18 protein-coding genes and 1 pseudogene are annotated in these 15,753 nt (G+C 62.6%); 8 read left to right on the top strand and 11 right to left on the bottom strand.

Translation table 11 applies throughout. The features are described 5' to 3' along the window. Positions 1-8: 8 nt before the first annotated feature. Entirely contained in the window at positions 9-827 is an 819-nt protein-coding gene (locus GTP55_RS12140) for a MetQ/NlpA family ABC transporter substrate-binding protein (protein ID WP_161045177.1), read from the top strand. After that, entirely contained in the window at positions 827-2,149 is a 1,323-nt protein-coding gene (locus GTP55_RS12135; RefSeq protein ID WP_161045176.1) for an LLM class flavin-dependent oxidoreductase, read from the top strand. The genes GTP55_RS12140 and GTP55_RS12135 overlap by 1 nt, the downstream gene beginning before the upstream one ends. Here GTP55_RS12135 and GTP55_RS12130 read toward each other — a convergent pair. Together GTP55_RS12130 and epsC are read right to left on the bottom strand one after the other, a co-directional pair. Beyond that, entirely contained in the window at positions 2,134-2,508 is a 375-nt protein-coding gene (locus GTP55_RS12130; protein WP_161045175.1) for a YXWGXW repeat-containing protein, read from the bottom strand. The two genes, GTP55_RS12135 and GTP55_RS12130, sit on opposite strands and share 16 nt — an antisense overlap. A 124-nt stretch (positions 2,509-2,632) precedes the next feature. Then, complete coding sequence (gene epsC, locus GTP55_RS12125) at positions 2,633-3,556, bottom strand: serine O-acetyltransferase EpsC (RefSeq protein WP_161045174.1); 924 nt, start codon at positions 3,554-3,556, stop codon at positions 2,633-2,635. 149 nt (positions 3,557-3,705) lie between these two features. Between epsC and GTP55_RS12120 the strand changes: the two genes are divergently transcribed. Next, positions 3,706-4,890, top strand: coding sequence for a multidrug effflux MFS transporter (locus GTP55_RS12120; RefSeq protein WP_161045173.1), 1,185 nt, complete (start codon positions 3,706-3,708; stop codon positions 4,888-4,890). A 7-nt stretch (positions 4,891-4,897) separates the two neighbouring features. Here GTP55_RS12120 and GTP55_RS12115 read toward each other — a convergent pair whose 3' ends face one another. Beyond that, the gene (locus GTP55_RS12115) at positions 4,898-5,149 is read right to left on the bottom strand and encodes a hypothetical protein (RefSeq protein ID WP_110849470.1); all 252 of its coding nucleotides are present in this window, start codon (positions 5,147-5,149) and stop codon (positions 4,898-4,900) included. Between the two features lie 122 nt (positions 5,150-5,271). On the opposite strand from GTP55_RS12115, the gene GTP55_RS12110 reads away from it, so the two are divergent. Beyond that, on the top strand, positions 5,272-5,739 hold the full coding sequence (locus GTP55_RS12110; RefSeq protein WP_161045172.1) for an RrF2 family transcriptional regulator: 468 nt from the start codon (positions 5,272-5,274) through the stop codon (positions 5,737-5,739). A 31-nt stretch (positions 5,740-5,770) separates the two neighbouring features. On the opposite strand, the gene GTP55_RS12105 is transcribed toward GTP55_RS12110, so the two are convergent. The 4 genes from GTP55_RS12105 to fabF all read right to left on the bottom strand — a co-directional run bounded on the left by GTP55_RS12105 (position 5,771) and on the right by fabF (position 8,600). Continuing rightward, a complete protein-coding gene (locus GTP55_RS12105; RefSeq protein WP_161045171.1) occupies positions 5,771-6,592 on the bottom strand; it encodes an anti-sigma factor family protein in 822 nt (273 codons plus the stop codon). Continuing rightward, positions 6,589-7,107, bottom strand: a complete 519-nt coding sequence (locus tag GTP55_RS12100; RefSeq protein ID WP_161045170.1) for an RNA polymerase sigma factor — start codon at positions 7,105-7,107, stop codon at positions 6,589-6,591. The genes GTP55_RS12105 and GTP55_RS12100 overlap by 4 nt, the downstream gene beginning before the upstream one ends. Next, positions 7,029-7,250, bottom strand: a complete 222-nt coding sequence (locus tag GTP55_RS29565; RefSeq protein WP_202423665.1) for a hypothetical protein — start codon at positions 7,248-7,250, stop codon at positions 7,029-7,031. Before GTP55_RS29565 ends, GTP55_RS12100 begins: the two co-directional genes overlap by 79 nt. A 96-nt stretch (positions 7,251-7,346) precedes the next feature. Further along, positions 7,347-8,600 (bottom strand): beta-ketoacyl-ACP synthase II, encoded by a 1,254-nt coding sequence (gene fabF, locus GTP55_RS12090; RefSeq protein WP_161045169.1) that lies wholly within the window; start codon positions 8,598-8,600, stop codon positions 7,347-7,349. A 199-nt stretch (positions 8,601-8,799) separates the two neighbouring features. On the opposite strand from fabF, the gene GTP55_RS12085 reads away from it, so the two are divergent. Continuing rightward, positions 8,800-9,765 carry an AraC family transcriptional regulator gene (locus GTP55_RS12085; RefSeq protein ID WP_229257887.1) on the top strand — a complete coding sequence of 322 codons (966 nt, stop codon included), beginning with the start codon at positions 8,800-8,802 and terminating at the stop codon, positions 9,763-9,765. Positions 9,766-9,796: 31 nt separating this feature from the next. On the opposite strand, the pseudogene GTP55_RS12080 reads toward GTP55_RS12085, so the two are convergent. The 4 genes and pseudogenes from GTP55_RS12080 to GTP55_RS12065 form a co-directional block, all read right to left on the bottom strand. Beyond that, a pseudogene (locus GTP55_RS12080) lies at positions 9,797-10,291 on the bottom strand (SDR family NAD(P)-dependent oxidoreductase); the annotation flags it as partial. A gap of 9 nt (positions 10,292-10,300) precedes the next feature. Beyond that, positions 10,301-11,308 carry an NADP-dependent oxidoreductase gene (locus GTP55_RS12075; protein WP_161045275.1) on the bottom strand — a complete coding sequence of 336 codons (1,008 nt, stop codon included), beginning with the start codon at positions 11,306-11,308 and terminating at the stop codon, positions 10,301-10,303. Between the two features lie 77 nt (positions 11,309-11,385). Beyond that, on the bottom strand, positions 11,386-11,994 hold the full coding sequence (locus GTP55_RS12070; protein ID WP_371868338.1) for a TetR/AcrR family transcriptional regulator: 609 nt from the start codon (positions 11,992-11,994) through the stop codon (positions 11,386-11,388). A gap of 52 nt (positions 11,995-12,046) precedes the next feature. Further along, a complete protein-coding gene (locus GTP55_RS12065) occupies positions 12,047-12,709 on the bottom strand; it encodes a GntR family transcriptional regulator (protein WP_161045167.1) in 663 nt (220 codons plus the stop codon). 121 nt (positions 12,710-12,830) lie between these two features. Here GTP55_RS12065 and dctP point away from each other — a divergent pair, with 121 nt between their 5' ends. Genes dctP through GTP55_RS12050 form a run of 3 tightly spaced genes read left to right on the top strand, consistent with a single transcriptional unit; the run spans position 12,831 to position 15,753 of the window. Then, complete coding sequence (dctP, locus tag GTP55_RS12060) at positions 12,831-13,853, top strand: TRAP transporter substrate-binding protein DctP (protein WP_161045166.1); 1,023 nt, start codon at positions 12,831-12,833, stop codon at positions 13,851-13,853. Beyond that, positions 13,850-14,407 (top strand): TRAP transporter small permease, encoded by a 558-nt coding sequence (locus GTP55_RS12055; protein ID WP_371868337.1) that lies wholly within the window; start codon positions 13,850-13,852, stop codon positions 14,405-14,407. The genes dctP and GTP55_RS12055 overlap by 4 nt, the downstream gene beginning before the upstream one ends. Next, the gene (locus tag GTP55_RS12050; RefSeq protein WP_110849458.1) at positions 14,404-15,753 is read left to right on the top strand and encodes a TRAP transporter large permease; all 1,350 of its coding nucleotides are present in this window, start codon (positions 14,404-14,406) and stop codon (positions 15,751-15,753) included. Before GTP55_RS12055 ends, GTP55_RS12050 begins: the two co-directional genes overlap by 4 nt.

Genomic DNA, 15,753 nt, shown 5'->3' with positions numbered 1-15,753 from the left:
AGGAACACATGAACACACGCCGTCACCTGCTGCTGGCCGCAGTCGCCGCCGCAATCAGCTTCTCCGCCTACGCCAAGGATCCGAAAGAAATCGTCATCGGCACCAGCTCCGGCCCGTATGCGGACCAGATTAAACTGGGCATCAAACCGATCCTGGAAAAGCAGGGCTATAAAATCAAACTGGTGGAATTCAACGACTACATCCAGCCCAACTACGCGCTGGCCGAAGGTTCGCTGGACGCCAATGTCTTCCAGCACATCATCTATCTGACCAAGTTCTCGACCGACCATAAACTGGCGCTGTCGGAACTGGTCAAGATCCCGACCGCGCCGATCGCCATCTACAGCAAAAAACACAAGTCACTGAACGAAGTCAAAGACGGCACCACCGTCGCCCTGCCAAACGACCCGACCAACCAGGCGCGCGCGCTGGTGCTGCTGGATCAACTGGGCTGGATCAAGCTGCGCGAAAAGACCGATCCTATCAAAGCATCGGAACGCGACATCGCCGCCAACATCAAGAAGATCAAGCTGCTGCCGCTGGAAGCCGCGCAGCTGCCACGCTCCCTGCAAGACGCCGACTACGCCTTCATCAACGGTAACTACGCGCTGGCCTCGGGCCTGAAGCTGAAGGACGCGCTGCTGACCGAGAAAATCTCGCCGGCCTACGCCAACCTGGTCGCCATCCGCACCGCCGACAAGGATAAGCAGTTCGCCAGGGACATCGCCGCCGCCTACCGCTCGCGCGAATTCCTCGCCGTGACCGACAAATATTTCCCCGACTACGCCAAAACCGACGATCAACTGGCGCTGGAAAAAGCCAAGTAATGCCTAAACTCATACGCTTCAACGCTTTTCAAATGAACACGGTGAGTCACCAGTCGCCGGGACTGTGGACGCACCCGCGTGACAACAGCCACCGCTACAAGGACCCGGATCATTGGACCGAACTGGCACAACTGCTGGAACGCGGCTGTTTCGACGCCATCTTCCTGGCCGACGTGCTGGGTGTGTACGATGTCTTTGAAGGCAGCCCCGCCGCGGCCATCCGCCATGGCGTGCAGGTGCCGCTCAACGATCCCCTGGCGCTGATCCCGCTGATGGCGCAGGCGACCACGCATCTCGGCTTCGGCGTGACATGCGCGTTGACGTATGAGCATCCCTATACCTTCGCCCGCCGCATCTCCACGCTAGACCACCTGACGCGCGGCCGCATCGGCTGGAACATCGTCACCGGATACCTCGACAGCGCGGCGCGCAACCTGGGCCTGAACCAGCAACTGAGCCATGACGAACGCTACGACCTCGCCGATGAATACATGGAGGTGGTGCACAAGCTGTGGGAAGAAAGCTGGGAGGACGGCGCGGTGGTCAACGACAAGGAACGCGGCGTGTATGCCGATCCGTCGCGCATCCACCCGATCAATCACGAAGGAAAATACTTCAAGGTGCCCGGCTTTCACCTGTGCGAACCGTCGCCGCAGCGCACGCCCCTGCTGTACCAGGCCGGCACTTCGCCGCGTGGCACCGCCTTCGCAGCCAGGCATGCCGAGTGCACGTTCGTCAGCGGTCCAAGCAAAAAGGTGGTGAAGAAGTATGCGGACGACCTGCGCGCGGCAGTGCGCGCCGCCGGCCGCAATGGCGAAGATCTGAAGATCTACGCGCAGGCGCTGATCGTCACCGCGCCAACGGCGGCCGAAGCGCACGCCAGGCATGACGAATACAAGCGCTACATCGACATCGAAGCCGCTCTTGCGCTGCTATCCGGCTGGACCGGCGTCGACTTCAGCAAGTTCCCGCTGGACGCCACCATCGAATACATCGACTCCGACGCCGGCCGTTCGGCGCTGGCCTCCTTCAGCCAGGCCGACCCGGACCGCCGATGGACCGTACGCGAAGCCGCGCAATTCATCGGCCTTGGCGGACGCGGTCCGGTGCTGGTGGGTGATCCCGTGCAAATCGCTGACCAGCTGGAAGCCTGGCAGGACGACACCGGCATCGACGGCTTCAACCTCGCCTTCGCCGTCGCCCACGAAAGCATGCGCGACGTGGTCGACCTGATCGTGCCGGAACTCCAGCGGCGGGGCCGCTATCGCACGGAATACACGCCAGGCACCTTACGCGACAAGGTGCTTCAACGTTCCCAGTGACCGCGCGTCCACTGCCACTCGTTGTGATGCCACGCCCAATGACCCGGCACCCAGTAGTGCGCAGGACTCGGCGCAACTGTAATCTGCTCCACGATCACGGCTGGCATGGGGCGCGACGGCCCTTGGTACCAGTAACCGCGCTGCCACTGCCAGCCGTGGTCGCGCCAGGCCCAGTGGCCTTGCACCCAGGCGTAGCCGGGAGCCGGCGCCGGCGGCATCACCTCCTGCACCGGGGCTGGCGCGTAGCGCACAGTTGCCGGATGATCGTGTACCACCACGCGCTCCTTGACCACCGTGGTGCAGCCACCGAGGCCGATAATCGTGGCGAGAGCCGCCGCATAGATAATTTTGTTCGTCATTGTAAAAGTCCTCGTTCTTCATGCGGCGATTGCCGCAACTAGGACTAATAACGCGCGAGCAGAAGAATCCGATGTATAAAGCAGGTTTCCCGCGTAAGCAAATGTAAGCTTGCGACGACTAGCCTCAGTCGTTGCGCATTTGCGCCTGCGAGACATTGCTGGCCGGTGGCACGCTTTGCGTCAACCACACATTACCGCCGATGGTGGAGCCGGCGCCGATGGTGATGCGGCCCAAAATCGTGGCGCCGGCGTAGATCACCACGTCGTCTTCGACGATCGGGTGGCGAGGCACGCCTTTGATCAACACGCCCTGCTCGTCCGCCGGGAAGCGCTTGGCGCCCAGCGTCACATGCTGGTACAGACGCACGCGCTGGCCGATGATGGCGGTCTCGCCGATCACCACGCCGGTGCCATGGTCGATGAAGAAACTGGCGCCGATCTGCGCGCCCGGGTGGATGTCGATCCCGGTCATCGAATGGCCGATGTCGGAAATCAGCCGCGCCAGGAACGGCGAGCCAAGGCGGTGCAGGCTGTGCGCCAGGCGGTAGTACAGGATGGCGATGGTGCCCGGATAGCACAGCATGATCTCGGCTACCGAGGTCGCCGCCGGGTCGCCGGAAAACGCGGCCTGCACATCGGATACCAGCAGCGCGCGGATTTCCGGCAGGCCGGCCGCGAACTGGCGCGTGATGTCGTGCGCCTGTCTGGTCAGCGCGTCTTCATTGGGAATCGCCTCTTCCGACGAGAACTGCAAGCCGCGCCGCACCTGCTCCGCCAGCCGGTTCAAGGTGGTGTTGAGCGTATCGCCGACAAAGAAGTCGATGCTCTCGTCGGTCAGGTTGGGACGGCCGTAATGGGTCGGGAACAGCACCGCCTGCAGGCCGTTGATGATGATCGTCAGCGCCTCGCGCGAAGGCAATTCCCGCACGCGGCCGTGGTGACGGATGTTGTGGGTCGCCTCGCGCGAAACGCGCAGCTGCTCGATCACACTGGCCAGGTTCCAGTGCGAAGGCTTGACGGAGGTGCCGTCAAAGGTATCTATAGTCATAGTGTCTCAAATTCGAAAATCCTGAGCGTAATCGCCCACTACGCAGCATAACCGCCCGCTTCACGCATACAAACGAAGGTTTTCGGCCATTCTTATGCGGCAAGCGCATATCGCGTAAAATGCCGGGTCCAACGAACAATACGCTATTCATGAATATTTTGCTGACGCTGCTGCTGGCCGGCCTGACCATGGTCGGACCGCTGGCCATCGATACCTATCTGCCGTCCTTCCCGGCGATTACCGTGGCCTTCGACGCCAGCCCCCTGCTGGTGCAGCAGACGCTGTCGATGTTCCTGTTCTGCTTTGCGTTCATGATGCTGTTTTACGGCACCCTGTCCGACTCCTTCGGCCGCCGTCCGGTCATCATCGTTTCGCTGGTGGCCTACATTGCCGCGTCGGTGGTGGCGGCGATGGCGCCGTCAATCGGTGTGCTGCTGGCCTGCCGCGTGGTGCAAGGCCTGGCCGCCGGCGCCGGCTCGGTGGTGGGACGCGCGATTGTGCTGGACCGTTTCGACGGCATCCAGGCGCAGAAAATCCTGTCGCACATCATGATGGTGTTCGGCCTGGCGCCGGCGATTGCGCCCGTGTTGGGCGGCTGGCTGCAAGTGAGCTTCGGCTGGCGGTCGATCTTCTGGTTCCTCAGCGCCTTCGGCCTGCTGATGCTGGTGTCGGTGTTCCGCGCGCTGCCGGAAAGCCTGGCCGTCAAGGACCGCCATCCGTTCCACCTGGGCGTCATCGCCAAAAACTACTGGAAGGTGCTATGCCACCACCACTTCCTGCTGCTGGCGGTGGCCGTTGGCATGTGCTTTGCGGGCGTGGCGCTGTATATCGGCTCCGCCGCCTATTTCGTGATGAACATCCTGCACCTGCCGGAAACCGCGTTCGCATGGATGTTCGTGCCGCTGATTAGCGGCATGGTGATCGGCTCCGCGCTGTCGGGCAAATTCGCGCAAAAATTCTCGCGCAAGGGCCAGGTGTGGCTGGGCTTTGCGGTCATGATTAGCGCGGGCGCGATCAATGTCGCCTACAACCTGGCGTTCGTCGCCGCGATTCCGTGGGCCGTGATGCCGCTGTTTATTTATTCCTTCGGCCTGGCGCTGGCGATGACGCCTTTGTCATTGATCGCGATGGAGTACTTCCCGAACAACAGCGGGCTAGCGTCGTCGATGCAGTCCTTCATCCAGATGCTGTTGTTCGCACTGGTGTCCGGACTGGTGGCGCCGCTGCTGTTCGACAGCGCGCTGAATCTGGCGTGGGGCGTGCTGGCCAGCCTGGTGGTCAGCCTGATCGCGTGGCTGCTGGCGCAAATCGGCACGCCAGTCGTCCACGATTAATCACTCATCAGGGCCACGGCGCCGGCGTCACATCGATATACTGCGCGCCGCCCTGCTCCGGCTCACGGTCTGCCGGCACGCCGCCGGGGGCCTGCGCCGGATTGCGCAGGCCGAGGATCTCCTTGCGCGATTCGACAAAGTCCGCGCTCGATAACGGGTGCTCTTTATCAGGCCAGTTCTCCACTGCCCATGCCTGCAACTGCTCGAACCGTTGCCACAATTCGCCGATAAAGCGGCGGCGTTCATCTTCATTGTCCATAAGGCCTCCCGGGATTCCAGATAATGCCAGTCTGCGGTCAATCGCTGCCTGGCGTCGGTACGCAAGATAACTCACTAGCATGTAAAATGGCGCATTAATCTGTCTTAAGTCAGAATCAAAGCATGCGTCTCACCTCTTTTACCGATTACTCACTGCGCACGCTGCTGTACCTGGCGGCCAATCGGGATCGCCTGGTCACCATCCAGGATATCGCCGACCTGCACGTAATCTCCAAAAACCACTTGATGAAAGTGGTGTATCAACTGGGCCTGGCCGGTCTGGTGGAGACGGTGCGCGGGCGCAATGGCGGGCTGCGACTAGGGAAAGAGCCGAAGGACATCAACATCGGCGCGCTGGTGCGCTCCACCGAGACCGATTTCTTCATGGCCGAATGCTTCGACCGCGCCACCGATACCTGCCCGCTGACGCCCAATTGCAAGCTGAAACACACGCTCAACGACGCCACCCAGGCCTTTCTCAACGTGCTCGATCAGCAAACGCTGGCCGACATGCTGCCGGCCGATCCGGTCCATTCGCAGAGCAAGCCGGTACGCATCATCCGCAATTCGGTCAAGTCGCATAAGAGCTAACCGCCGTAAAGGCAATCCGGGAAAAGAAACGCTAAGGCCTTGATTCCGGTTTATCCAGTTGTTCGTAGACGGCAGCCGCCACGCGCGCCAGTTCGCCCTTGTCCGCGCTGGCCGACAGCGCATAACCGAATTTGCCGTCGATCCAGTAGAAGACGTTGACCCTGCCCTCCCTGGCGAAGCGGAAGCCGGTGTCCTGATTGTGCGTCTGGTCGTTGGACACGTATAAAGTCAGCCGACGGCCGGCCTGATCCTGATACATGGACTGCGCCACTGGCCCGCTATCTCCGGGCAGCAACCGCCCGCCGATCAGCTCATATCCCAGCTTGCCGAGATGGGCCGGCCGTATATCGCTGCCCAGTCGCTTCGACAACCAGGTGACCAGTTGATCCTCCTGCAACGCGCCGATCTCGACAGGACGCCGCATGTCCGGTGTGTAGACCGCGTGTGCCACTGCGGCGCGCTGGGCCAGGGCGCCGGCGCTAGCGCTGGCCAGCATGGGTGCAGCATCGTCCGCCACGCGCGCCTGCATCTGCGCCGGCGCGACGGTTCCGTGCAATTCCCAGCCAGCGACCGCGCCCGTCAAGGCGATGACGACCATGGCCGCCGCGCGCAGCCAGGGTTGGCGTTGGCGGCCAGCCTGCGGCCGCGTCAACATGGCGGCAGGCGGCACCTCATCCCGCACCGGATCAAACAGGCGGCGCAGTTCGTCGTTTTGCGTGGCGTAGGCGGCGATGCGCGCCGCCTCTTCCGGGCGAGCGCTGAGATAGGCGTCGATCTCCGCCATGCGGGCAGCGGGCAGGACGCCATCGACATAGGCGTGCAATTCGGCTTCGGTAACAGGCATCTGGCTCATTTGACGACTTTCAGCGGCGCGCGCAACGGGCGGCCTTCGATCAGGGCGCGCAATTTTTCACGGGCGCGCGCAAGGCGCGACATCACCGTTCCCAACGGGATCTCCAGCATGGCGGCGACTTCTTCGTAGCGCAGCTCTTCCAGTCCGACCAGCAGCAACACGGTGCGCTGGTCTTCCGGCAGCAGACGCAGGGCGGTCTCCATGTCGCGCAATTGCAGGCGCACGGTGGCGTCATCCTGCACCGCGCTCGCATGGGTCTCCGCGCTAAATTCTTCAACATGCGCCGGATTGCGCCGCAGTTGGTCGATCCGCACATTGTGCATGATCGAAAACAGCCAAGCACGCATATCGGTGCCGGATTGCCAGGACGCGAGGCCGGTCCAGCCTCGTTCCAGCGTGTCCTGCACCAGGTCGTCGGCGCTGGCGGCATTGCCTGTCAGTACGCGCGCGTACCGCCGCAGGCGCGGTACGCAAGCCAGAAGAAGCGCGTCGGCGCCTGGCGCTTGTTGAGGCATGACTCAGTGCGCGGCGCGCTGCGATCGCCGGCGCCGATGGCGGCGAAATGCGCTTGCGCCAAGTCGAGTGCCGGACCGGCCACGGCGTTGGCGCCAGCGGCGCAGGTCAACAGGAAGATAAGAGGCAGACTAAGACGTTTCATGGGTAGCTCCGTAGTGATCGACAAGTGAAAACTGTGTGTTACTACGTGGTGAACGCAGCTGGAGCTACTTTATTCCATTTAAACAGAAATATTTTATCAGCCTCCGGACGGCCAGCGGCGGAACAGCAGGCTGGCGTTCACGCCGCCGAATCCAAAGCCGTTGGAAATCGCGTATTCGGTTTGCAGTGGACGCGGTGAGCCGGCGACGATGTCGAGACCCTCAGCGGCGGGATCGCGCTGCGTCAGGTTCAGCGTGGCCGGCGCCGTTTGGTCGCGCAGCGCCTGAATGGTGAAGATTGCTTCCACGCCGCCCGCCGCACCCAGCAAATGTCCGGTCGCCGATTTGGTGGCGGAGATGGCCGGGCCGCCGTCCGCGCCGAACACGGCGCGGATTGCCGCCAGTTCGCTGATATCGCCCACCGACGTAGAGGTGGCATGCGCATTCAGGTGGCCGATGGCCGATGCCGGCACGCCGGCTTGGCGTATCGCCTGCTCCATGGCGCGGCGGCCGCCGTTGCCGTCGTCCGGCGGCGATGTCATGTGATAGCCGTCGGCACTGGTGCCATAGCCCACCAGTTCTGCGATCGGCACGGCGCCGCGCTGCAATGCGTGCTCCAGTTCTTCAATCACCAGGATGCCGGCGCCCTCGCCCATGACGAAACCGTCGCGCGCCTGGTCGAACGGTCGCGATGCCGTGGTCGGATCATCGTTAAAGCAGGTGGACAGTGCGCGCATTGCCGCAAACGAACCCAGGCTGACGCGGTCGATGCACGCCTCGGCTCCGCCGCAAACGGCAACATCGGCCTCGCCTGCACGGATCAAACGGGCGGCGTCGCCGATTGCCTGCGCGCCGGCCGCGCAAGCGGTAATTGGTGCGCCGAGCGGGCCGCGCAGTCCGTGCTTGATCGAGATCTGGCTGGCCGCCATGTTGGCCAGGAAGCCCGGCACCGTAAACGGCGACAACCGGCGCGGACCGCGTCCATCCGTGGTGCGCACTGCTTCCACCACCGCGCCAAAACCGCCGATGCCGGAAGCGACCACGGTGGCGGTGCGCTGCTGCGCGTCTTCCGTGTCTGGATGCCAGCCCGCCTGGTCCAGCGCTTCCTGCGCCGCCGCCAAGGCAAACAGCGCGAAGCGGTCCATTTTTTTCTGGTCTTTAGGCTCGGCCGCCAAGGTGGCGTCAAAGTCGGCCACTACGCCGCCGATCTTGCACGGAATATCCAGCGTGTGCTGTTCGTCCAGCTGAACCACACCGGACTGCCCTGCCAGCAGGCGCTGCCAGACTGTTTCACAGCCGCTCCCCAGCGGCGAGACGATGCCCATGCCGGTCACCACGATACGTTTGCTCATGAATCCTTGCTCCATCCAGATTAGCCATGCAGAATAGGCAAAGTGCGCCACATTCCGATGCGACGCCGCCCTCTATAGCCAAGAAGTATAGAGTGCAACATCCCAAAATGCTTCACCGTTCGAGCCAGTTGATATGCAAAACGCGCCAACATTCTCCCATACTGTTTCTGCCCATTTCGTGCAGGGCATGCTGGCGTATATGCGCTCACAACGGGGCGGCGGCGCCGTCGCAGATACGCTGGCCAGCGCCGGCATACCGCTGTCGCTGATGGCGCAGCCGGATGCGCGCATCACGCGCCAGCAATATGTGGCGCTGTACAAATCGGTGGCGGCGCAACTGGATGACGAGATGCTGGGCTTGTGGTCGCGCCCGATTCGCAGCGGCACGCTGAAGTATCTGATGCTGAGTTTGCTGGACACGCCCACCGTGATGGTGGCGCTGAACCGCTTTGTGCGTTTCTGGAATCTGCTGCTGGACGATTATCGCCTGCAGATGGTCAGGAAAAATGACACGGTCCGGCTGGCACTGATTGCGCGTACGCCAGCCAGCAACGCCAATCCCCTCGGCCACGGCTTGATGATGAAGCTGGTGCACGGCGTCACCTCATGGCTGCTGGGACGCGAGGTCGCGGTGCACAAGGTGGAGTTCTGCTTCGCCCGGCCGCGCTATGTGCAGGACTATATCTTCCTGTTTCCGGGCGGAGTGAGTTTCGATGCGGCCGCCACCAGCATTTACCTCGACGAAAAGGATTGCGCGTCCGCCTTCAAGCGCGAGAAGCACGCGCTGTGGGGCTTTCTGAAACGCGCGCCGGAGGACTGGACCTTCGCGGCAGTCAACCGCACTTCGCTGGCAGCCAAGACGCGCATTTTCCTGGAGCCGCGCATTGATGAGGCGATCACGATTCAGGATCTGGCCGACGCCCTGCACCTCTCGGTGCGCAACCTCACCCGCAAGTTTGCCGAGGAAGGCACGGGATTCCAGACGGTGAAGGACGATCTGCGGCGCGACATCGCCGTGCACAAGCTGACGCACTCCAACGTCACGGTGGCAGCATTGGCGCTGGACCTGGGCTTTTCCAATTCCGCAGTGTTCTGCCGCGCCTTCAGGCAGTGGACCGGCGACAGCCCCACAGCCTACCGCAAGGGCGCGCGCGACAGGGAATAGGCCATGTCAACGATAACTGAATCTGCGGCATCTAACCCAGCCCGAACTGTTTCCGCAGGCTGGCGTCCACCAGCGTCGCAGGCAAGAACCGGCGCAATTTGCTTAACAGCGATGCCTGGCCGGTCGGCGTGTTTCGCATGCGCCATCTACCCAGTGCGGCTTCCACCACGGTTGCTGCGACGTTAACCAGCGTGACGCGAACCCCGAACTGGCGCAACTCATGATCCAGCGATTCGGACAGGCCTTCGACCGCATGTTTCGACGCCGAGTACATTGCCATATAGGGCGCTGGCAGAAACCCCAGCACCGAGCTGACATTGACAATTCTTCCCGCCCGCTGCTGCCGCATGTGCGGCAGCACTGCCTGGATAGCGCGCATGGCGCCGAAGACATTGGTCTCGAACAGCGCGAGCGCTTCCGCCATGCTGGTTTCCTCGACGGCGCCCGTCAGGTTGACGCCGGCATTATTGACCAGTACATCGATGCGGCCGGCGTGCCCGATGATTTCGGCAATGGCGCGCCGCAATTTAACCGATTACGCTGACTGCAACTGCACCACCACCTTGCCTTTTGCGCGTCCCTGTTTGAGGTATGCCAGCCCATCTTTGGCCTGGGCAAACGAAAACACGCGATCGATCACCGGCCGCACCTGCCCGGCCGCGAGCAAGGCGCCGATGGCGGCAAGCTGGCCACCATCGGGGCGCACGAACAGGAACGCGTACGTGGCGTCGCGCTGGCGTGCGCGGCGGATAATCCCGGCGCTCAGCAGGCTAAATACGGTCTTCATGACGAAGTTCATGCCGCGCGCGCGGGCGAAAGCGGCATCCGGCGGGCCGATCAGGGAGACCGCCTTGCCGCCCGGCTTCAGAATCGCCAGCGATTTTTCCAAGGCGTCGCCTCTGAGCGTGCCGAGAATGCCATCGTAGTCCCGCAGCACCTGCTCGGCCTTGTCCTGGGTGTAATCCACCACCTGGTCCGCACCCAGACTGCGCACCAGCGCCACATTGCCACTGCTGGTACTGGTGGCGACGCTCGCCCCCAGATATTTTGCCAGCTGGATGGCGAACGTCCCGATCCCGCCGGAGCCGGCTGGAATGAACACTTTCTGCCCCGGGCCGAGCTGCATGCGCTCCTGCATCGCCTGCCACGACGTCAGGCCCACCATGGGAATCGAGGCCGCCTCGACAAAGCTCAGATTGGCCGGCTTGGGCGCTGCGGCGCGCTCCGGCACCGCAGCAAACTCGGCCAGGCTACCGCCGGGCAGGTCGAAGATGCTGGCAAATACCGCGTCCCCTGGTTTGAAGCGCGTCACCTGGCTCCCTACTTCAACCACGATACCGGCCAGATCGCTGCCCAGCACGTGCGGCAACCGCAGCGGCAAGATCGGCTTGAAGGTCCCCTTGGGAATCATGTAATCGATGGGATTGAGCCCGGCGGCATGCACCTGGACCAGCATTTCGTCCGGCTGGATCGCAGGGCGCGGGATTTCGGCAAACTCAACCTTGTTGAGGCCGCCGTAACGCTTTAGTAAGAGTGCTTTCATCATCGTATTTTCTGGAAAACTCATCGGTTAGAATATGACGACCATCATATTATAAGTCAAAAAAAATGGCCGATCGCTTACTCGGCCGCTGGGCTGAACTGTTTCATGGTGGCGGCGCGCAAGGCTGCCGACAGGGCCGGATCATCCACCGCGCGCGCCATCATGGTGGTGCCGATCAGGGCGCACAGCAATGCCATTGCCTGTTCATGCGCTTGCGGCTGCCCCCAGCCAGGTAACTGGCGCGCGATCAAATCGATCATCTCCTTGATGTGCGACGTGGCGGCATGGCGCACTTCAGGCGACTGGCGCGGCATTTCCGACCCTAGCGCCGACACCGGGCACCCCGTCTCAATCGCCGCGATATGCTCGGGCGACAGATATGCCTGCATGATCGCCTGCAAGGCCTGCCCCGGCGGCGCCGAGGCCACCACGCGCGACGCCAGCGCCGCCGATTCGGCGCACGCGCGACTGCCCGCTTCGGCCAGCAGCGCGTCACGCGAGGCAAAGTGGGCGTAAAAGCCGCCGTGCGTCAGGCCCGCTTCCTTCATGATGTCGGCCACGCCGGTGCCGTCATAGCCGCTGCGGCGGATCGCCCGCGACGCCACCTCAAGAATGCGGTCGTGCGAGATTTCCTTGCGGGTCCGGGCCACGCTTTGGGTCAATTTCGTCTGCATGATGATCATCATATACCATTTTTACATGGCGTGTGCGGCGACCATGCAAATCAGCCAGCGTGCTCTATGCCGCGTCCTGGCGCAGCTGCGGCAGTGACGCCATCAGATCCGCGAAGCGCTGCCCCTGGATCATCACATGCTCGCGCAGCAGGTGGGCGGCGCGGTCGCCGTCGCCGTCGATGATGGCTTGTACCACGCCGTCGTGTTCATTGTAGGAGTTGGCCAGGCGGTTGCGCACGCGCAGTTGCAGCCGGCGATACGGCCGCAGGCGGCGATACAGCGCGCGCGTCTGCTCGATCAAAAACTGATTGTGGCTGCCGGTGTAGATCGACTCGTGGAAGATCTCGTTCTTGTAGTAATACGCATCCGGCTCTTGCGCATCCAGCGCCTCCTGGCAGGCCTGATGCGCGGCCAGCAATGCCTTCTGCTCATCCGGCGTCATGCGGCGCGCCGCCAGACGGCCGCAGGTCGCTTCCAGTTCCGACATCACCTCGAACATCTCCACCAGCTGCTGCGGCCCCAGCTCGGCGACGATGGCGCCGCGCCGCGGCCGTATCACCACCAGCCCCATCGAGGCCAGCTGGATCAAGGTCTCCCGGATCGGCGTGCGCGATACGCCAAAGCGCGTGGCCAGATCGGTCTCGTCCAGATGCTGGCCGGGCTTGAGCTCGCCGACAGCAATCATTTCTTCAATCTGTTCGCGGAGGGTGGCGGAGTGCGTGGTCATAAATCGCATTATATCGCTTGACAATGTATTCGCAAGCGCTATTCTTGTATACATAAAAAAGCTGATTGCATATCGAATGCGATAACGATAATATTTCTGTACATCAACCCTTGGAGGACGTATGACTGTTACCACCCGCAGGTCCGCGATGGCATCCCTTGCAATACTGGCCGCCAGCCCGCTGTTGTCGCAATCCGCTTGGGGCCAGACCGCGCTCAAGCTGTCCCACCAATTCCCCGGCGGCACCATCGATGCCGGCGATTTCCGTGACCGTCTGTCCCGCATGTTTGCCGCTGAAGTGGAAAAGCGCTCCAAGGGCGCGCTGAAGTTTTCGATCTATCCCGGTTCGTCGCTGATGAAGACCAACGCCCAGTTCTCGGCCATGCGCAAAGGTGCGCTGGACCTGTCGCTGGTGCCGCTGTCGTACGCCGGCGGTGAAGTCCCGGAAGTGAATATCGGCCTGATGCCCGGCCTGGTCACCTCGTACGAACAAGCTTACGGCTGGAAGAACGCCGAAGTGGGCAAGGAACTGGCGCGCATCCTGTACGACAAAGGCATCGTGATGGTCAGCTGGATCTGGCAAGGTGGCGGCATGGCCTCGCGCACCAAGCCGGTGATCGATCCGGACGACGCCAAGGGCATGAAGATTCGTGGCGGCTCGCGCGAGATGGACATGATGCTGAAGGCCGCCGGCGCCGCCGTGGTCACGCTGCCGTCCAATGAAATCTACGCCGCCATGCAGACTGGCGCCATGGAAGGCGCGCTGACTTCCTCGACTTCGCTGATCTCGTTCCGCCTCGAAGAAGTGTCGAAGGCGCTGACCACCGCGCGTGCCGGCTCCTACTGGTTCATGCTGGAGCCGCTGATGATGTCGCGCAGCGTATTCGACAAACTGCCGAAGGACCAGCAGCAGCTGATTCTGGCCGTCGGCGCCGAGCTGGAAGCCTTTGCGCTCAAGTCGTCCAAGGAAGACGACCAGCAAGTGGCCGTGGTGTACCAGAAGGCGGGCGCCAAAGTCGCCGACATGACGCCGGCGTCGCTGAAAAAATGGCAGACCATCGCCCGCGCCACGGCGTGGAAGGACTTCAGCGACAAGAACGCCAGCTGCGCCAACCTGTTGAAACTGGCGGAGAAAACGCTGTGAGCCACGGCGTCGATATCGGCCCGTCGCGCGGCCCTGCGCCGCCCGACAACGCCGTCATCGCAGCGCTGACGGCGGCGCTGGACAAGCTCAATCGCGGGTTGATGACGCTGTCCATGTGCGCGCTGATCCTCACCGCCCTGGTGCTGACCTACTCGGTGGTATCGCGTTACTTCTTCAACGCGCCTACCGACTGGCAGGACGAGGCCTCGGTGTTCATGCTGGTCGGCGTGACCTTCTTCACCACCGCCTTTGTGCAGCACCATCGCGGCCATATCGGCATTGAAGCGGTGGCCGGCCTGCTGCCGCGCCGCGTAAATGCGGTGCGGTTGTTCATCGTGGATGTGGCGTCGCTGCTGTTCATCGCCTTCTTCACGTGGAAATCGTGGCTGCTGTTTCATGAAGCGTGGGTCGATGGACAAACCACCTCGTCCACCTTTGCGCCGCCGCTGTGGATCCCCTACTCCATGATGGCCGCCGGCATGACGCTGCTGTCCTTGCAGCTGCTGCTGCAAACGCTGGCCCGCCTGACCAACAAACCGGAGCATGCAGCATGAGTGACCTGACCCTGGGCGCGCTGTACGGCGCCGTCACGCTGGTGGTGATGTTCTCCGGGATGCCGATCGCATTCGCGCTGGGCATTGTAGCCACCGGCTTTATGTACTTTTTCATGCCGGCATCGTCGCTGGACACCATCACCCAGAACGTCTACGAAGAGATGGCGTCGATCACGCTGCTGTCGATTCCCCTGTTTATCCTGAAGGGTGCGGCCATCGGCAAATCGCCGGCGGGCCGGGACTTGTACTCGGCGATCCACACGTGGATGCACAAGATCCCCGGCGGTCTGGGCATCGCCAACGTGTTTGCCTGCGCGCTGTTCGCGGCGATGGCCGGCTCCTCGCCTGCCACCTGCTCGGCGATCGGTTCGGCCGGCATTCCGGAAATGCGCAAGCGCGGCTACTCGCCGGGCTTCGCGGCGGGCATCATCGCCGCCGGCGGCACGCTGGGTATTCTGTTACCGCCGTCGATCACCATGATCCTGTACGCGGTGGCTGCCGAGCAGTCGCTGGGCCGCCTGTTCCTGGCCGGGATCGGCCCTGGCGTCCTGCTGGTGCTGCTGTTTGCCGGCTACGCCGTCTACCGCGCCCGCAAGGAATACCGCATGGCGCTGGAGATCTACGAAAAAGGCGGCGAAAAGTCGGCCTACCTGGAGGACGAGCATTTCACCCTGAAAGAGAAAGTGGAAATGCTGCCGCGCGTGCTGCCGTTCATCGTGCTGCTGATCGGCGTGATGGTGGCGCTGTACGGCGGCTTCGCCACGCCATCGGAAACCGCAGGCCTCGGCGCGCTGCTGGCACTGGCGCTGCTGGCGGTGATCTACGGCGTGTGGAAGCCCAAAGACCTGTCGCCTATCCTCGGCTCGTCGATCAAGGAGTCGACCATGCTGTTGCTGATCATCGGCATGTCGCTGCTGTACTCCTACGTGATGAGCTACCTGCATATCAGCCAGTCGGCGGCGGCGTGGGTGGTGGGCCTGCACCTGTCCAAGTGGGTGCTGCTGGCGGTGATACTGTTTATGGTGATCGTGTTCGGCTTCTTCCTGCCGCCGGTGTCGATCATCCTGATGACGGCGCCGATCATCCTGCCGCCACTGCGCGAAGCCGGCTTTGACCTGATCTGGTTCGGCATCGTGATGACGGTGGTGATGGAGATGGGCCTGATTCACCCGCCGGTGGGACTGAATATATTCGTCATCAAGAACATCGCGCCGGACATTCCTTTGAAGGATGTGATCTGGGGTGTGTTCCCCTTCCTGTTGCTGATGGTGCTGGCGGTGCTGCTGCTGTGCGTCTTCCCATCGATTGCAACCGGCCTGCCTGACATGATTATGGGAGCAAAATAA

The organism is Duganella margarita, from assembly GCF_009857535.1.
Lineage (GTDB): Bacteria > Pseudomonadota > Gammaproteobacteria > Burkholderiales > Burkholderiaceae_D > Rugamonas > Rugamonas margarita.
The sequence above is the reverse complement of the archived record's forward strand: the minus strand, read 5'-3'. Positions and strand labels throughout refer to the sequence as shown.

Bases quoted from the DNA above. Each gene is read 5' to 3' on its own strand.
- GTP55_RS12140 (WP_161045177.1), top strand. From the start codon at position 9: ATGAACACACGCCGTCACCTGCTGCTGGCCGCAGTCGCCGCCGCAATC.
- GTP55_RS12135 (WP_161045176.1), top strand. From the start codon at position 827: ATGCCTAAACTCATACGCTTCAACGCTTTTCAAATGAACACGGTGAGT.
- GTP55_RS12130 (WP_161045175.1), bottom strand. From the start codon at position 2,508: ATGACGAACAAAATTATCTATGCGGCGGCTCTCGCCACGATTATCGGC.
- epsC (WP_161045174.1), bottom strand. From the start codon at position 3,556: ATGACTATAGATACCTTTGACGGCACCTCCGTCAAGCCTTCGCACTGG.
- GTP55_RS12120 (WP_161045173.1), top strand. From the start codon at position 3,706: ATGAATATTTTGCTGACGCTGCTGCTGGCCGGCCTGACCATGGTCGGA.
- GTP55_RS12115 (WP_110849470.1), bottom strand. From the start codon at position 5,149: ATGGACAATGAAGATGAACGCCGCCGCTTTATCGGCGAATTGTGGCAA.
- GTP55_RS12110 (WP_161045172.1), top strand. From the start codon at position 5,272: ATGCGTCTCACCTCTTTTACCGATTACTCACTGCGCACGCTGCTGTAC.
- GTP55_RS12105 (WP_161045171.1), bottom strand. From the start codon at position 6,592: ATGAGCCAGATGCCTGTTACCGAAGCCGAATTGCACGCCTATGTCGAT.
- GTP55_RS12100 (WP_161045170.1), bottom strand. From the start codon at position 7,107: ATGCCTCAACAAGCGCCAGGCGCCGACGCGCTTCTTCTGGCTTGCGTA.
- GTP55_RS29565 (WP_202423665.1), bottom strand. From the start codon at position 7,250: ATGAAACGTCTTAGTCTGCCTCTTATCTTCCTGTTGACCTGCGCCGCT.
- fabF (WP_161045169.1), bottom strand. From the start codon at position 8,600: ATGAGCAAACGTATCGTGGTGACCGGCATGGGCATCGTCTCGCCGCTG.
- GTP55_RS12085 (WP_229257887.1), top strand. From the start codon at position 8,800: ATGCGCTCACAACGGGGCGGCGGCGCCGTCGCAGATACGCTGGCCAGC.
- GTP55_RS12075 (WP_161045275.1), bottom strand. From the start codon at position 11,308: ATGAAAGCACTCTTACTAAAGCGTTACGGCGGCCTCAACAAGGTTGAG.
- GTP55_RS12070 (WP_371868338.1), bottom strand. From the start codon at position 11,994: ATGATGATCATCATGCAGACGAAATTGACCCAAAGCGTGGCCCGGACC.
- GTP55_RS12065 (WP_161045167.1), bottom strand. From the start codon at position 12,709: ATGACCACGCACTCCGCCACCCTCCGCGAACAGATTGAAGAAATGATT.
- dctP (WP_161045166.1), top strand. From the start codon at position 12,831: ATGACTGTTACCACCCGCAGGTCCGCGATGGCATCCCTTGCAATACTG.
- GTP55_RS12050 (WP_110849458.1), top strand. From the start codon at position 14,404: ATGAGTGACCTGACCCTGGGCGCGCTGTACGGCGCCGTCACGCTGGTG.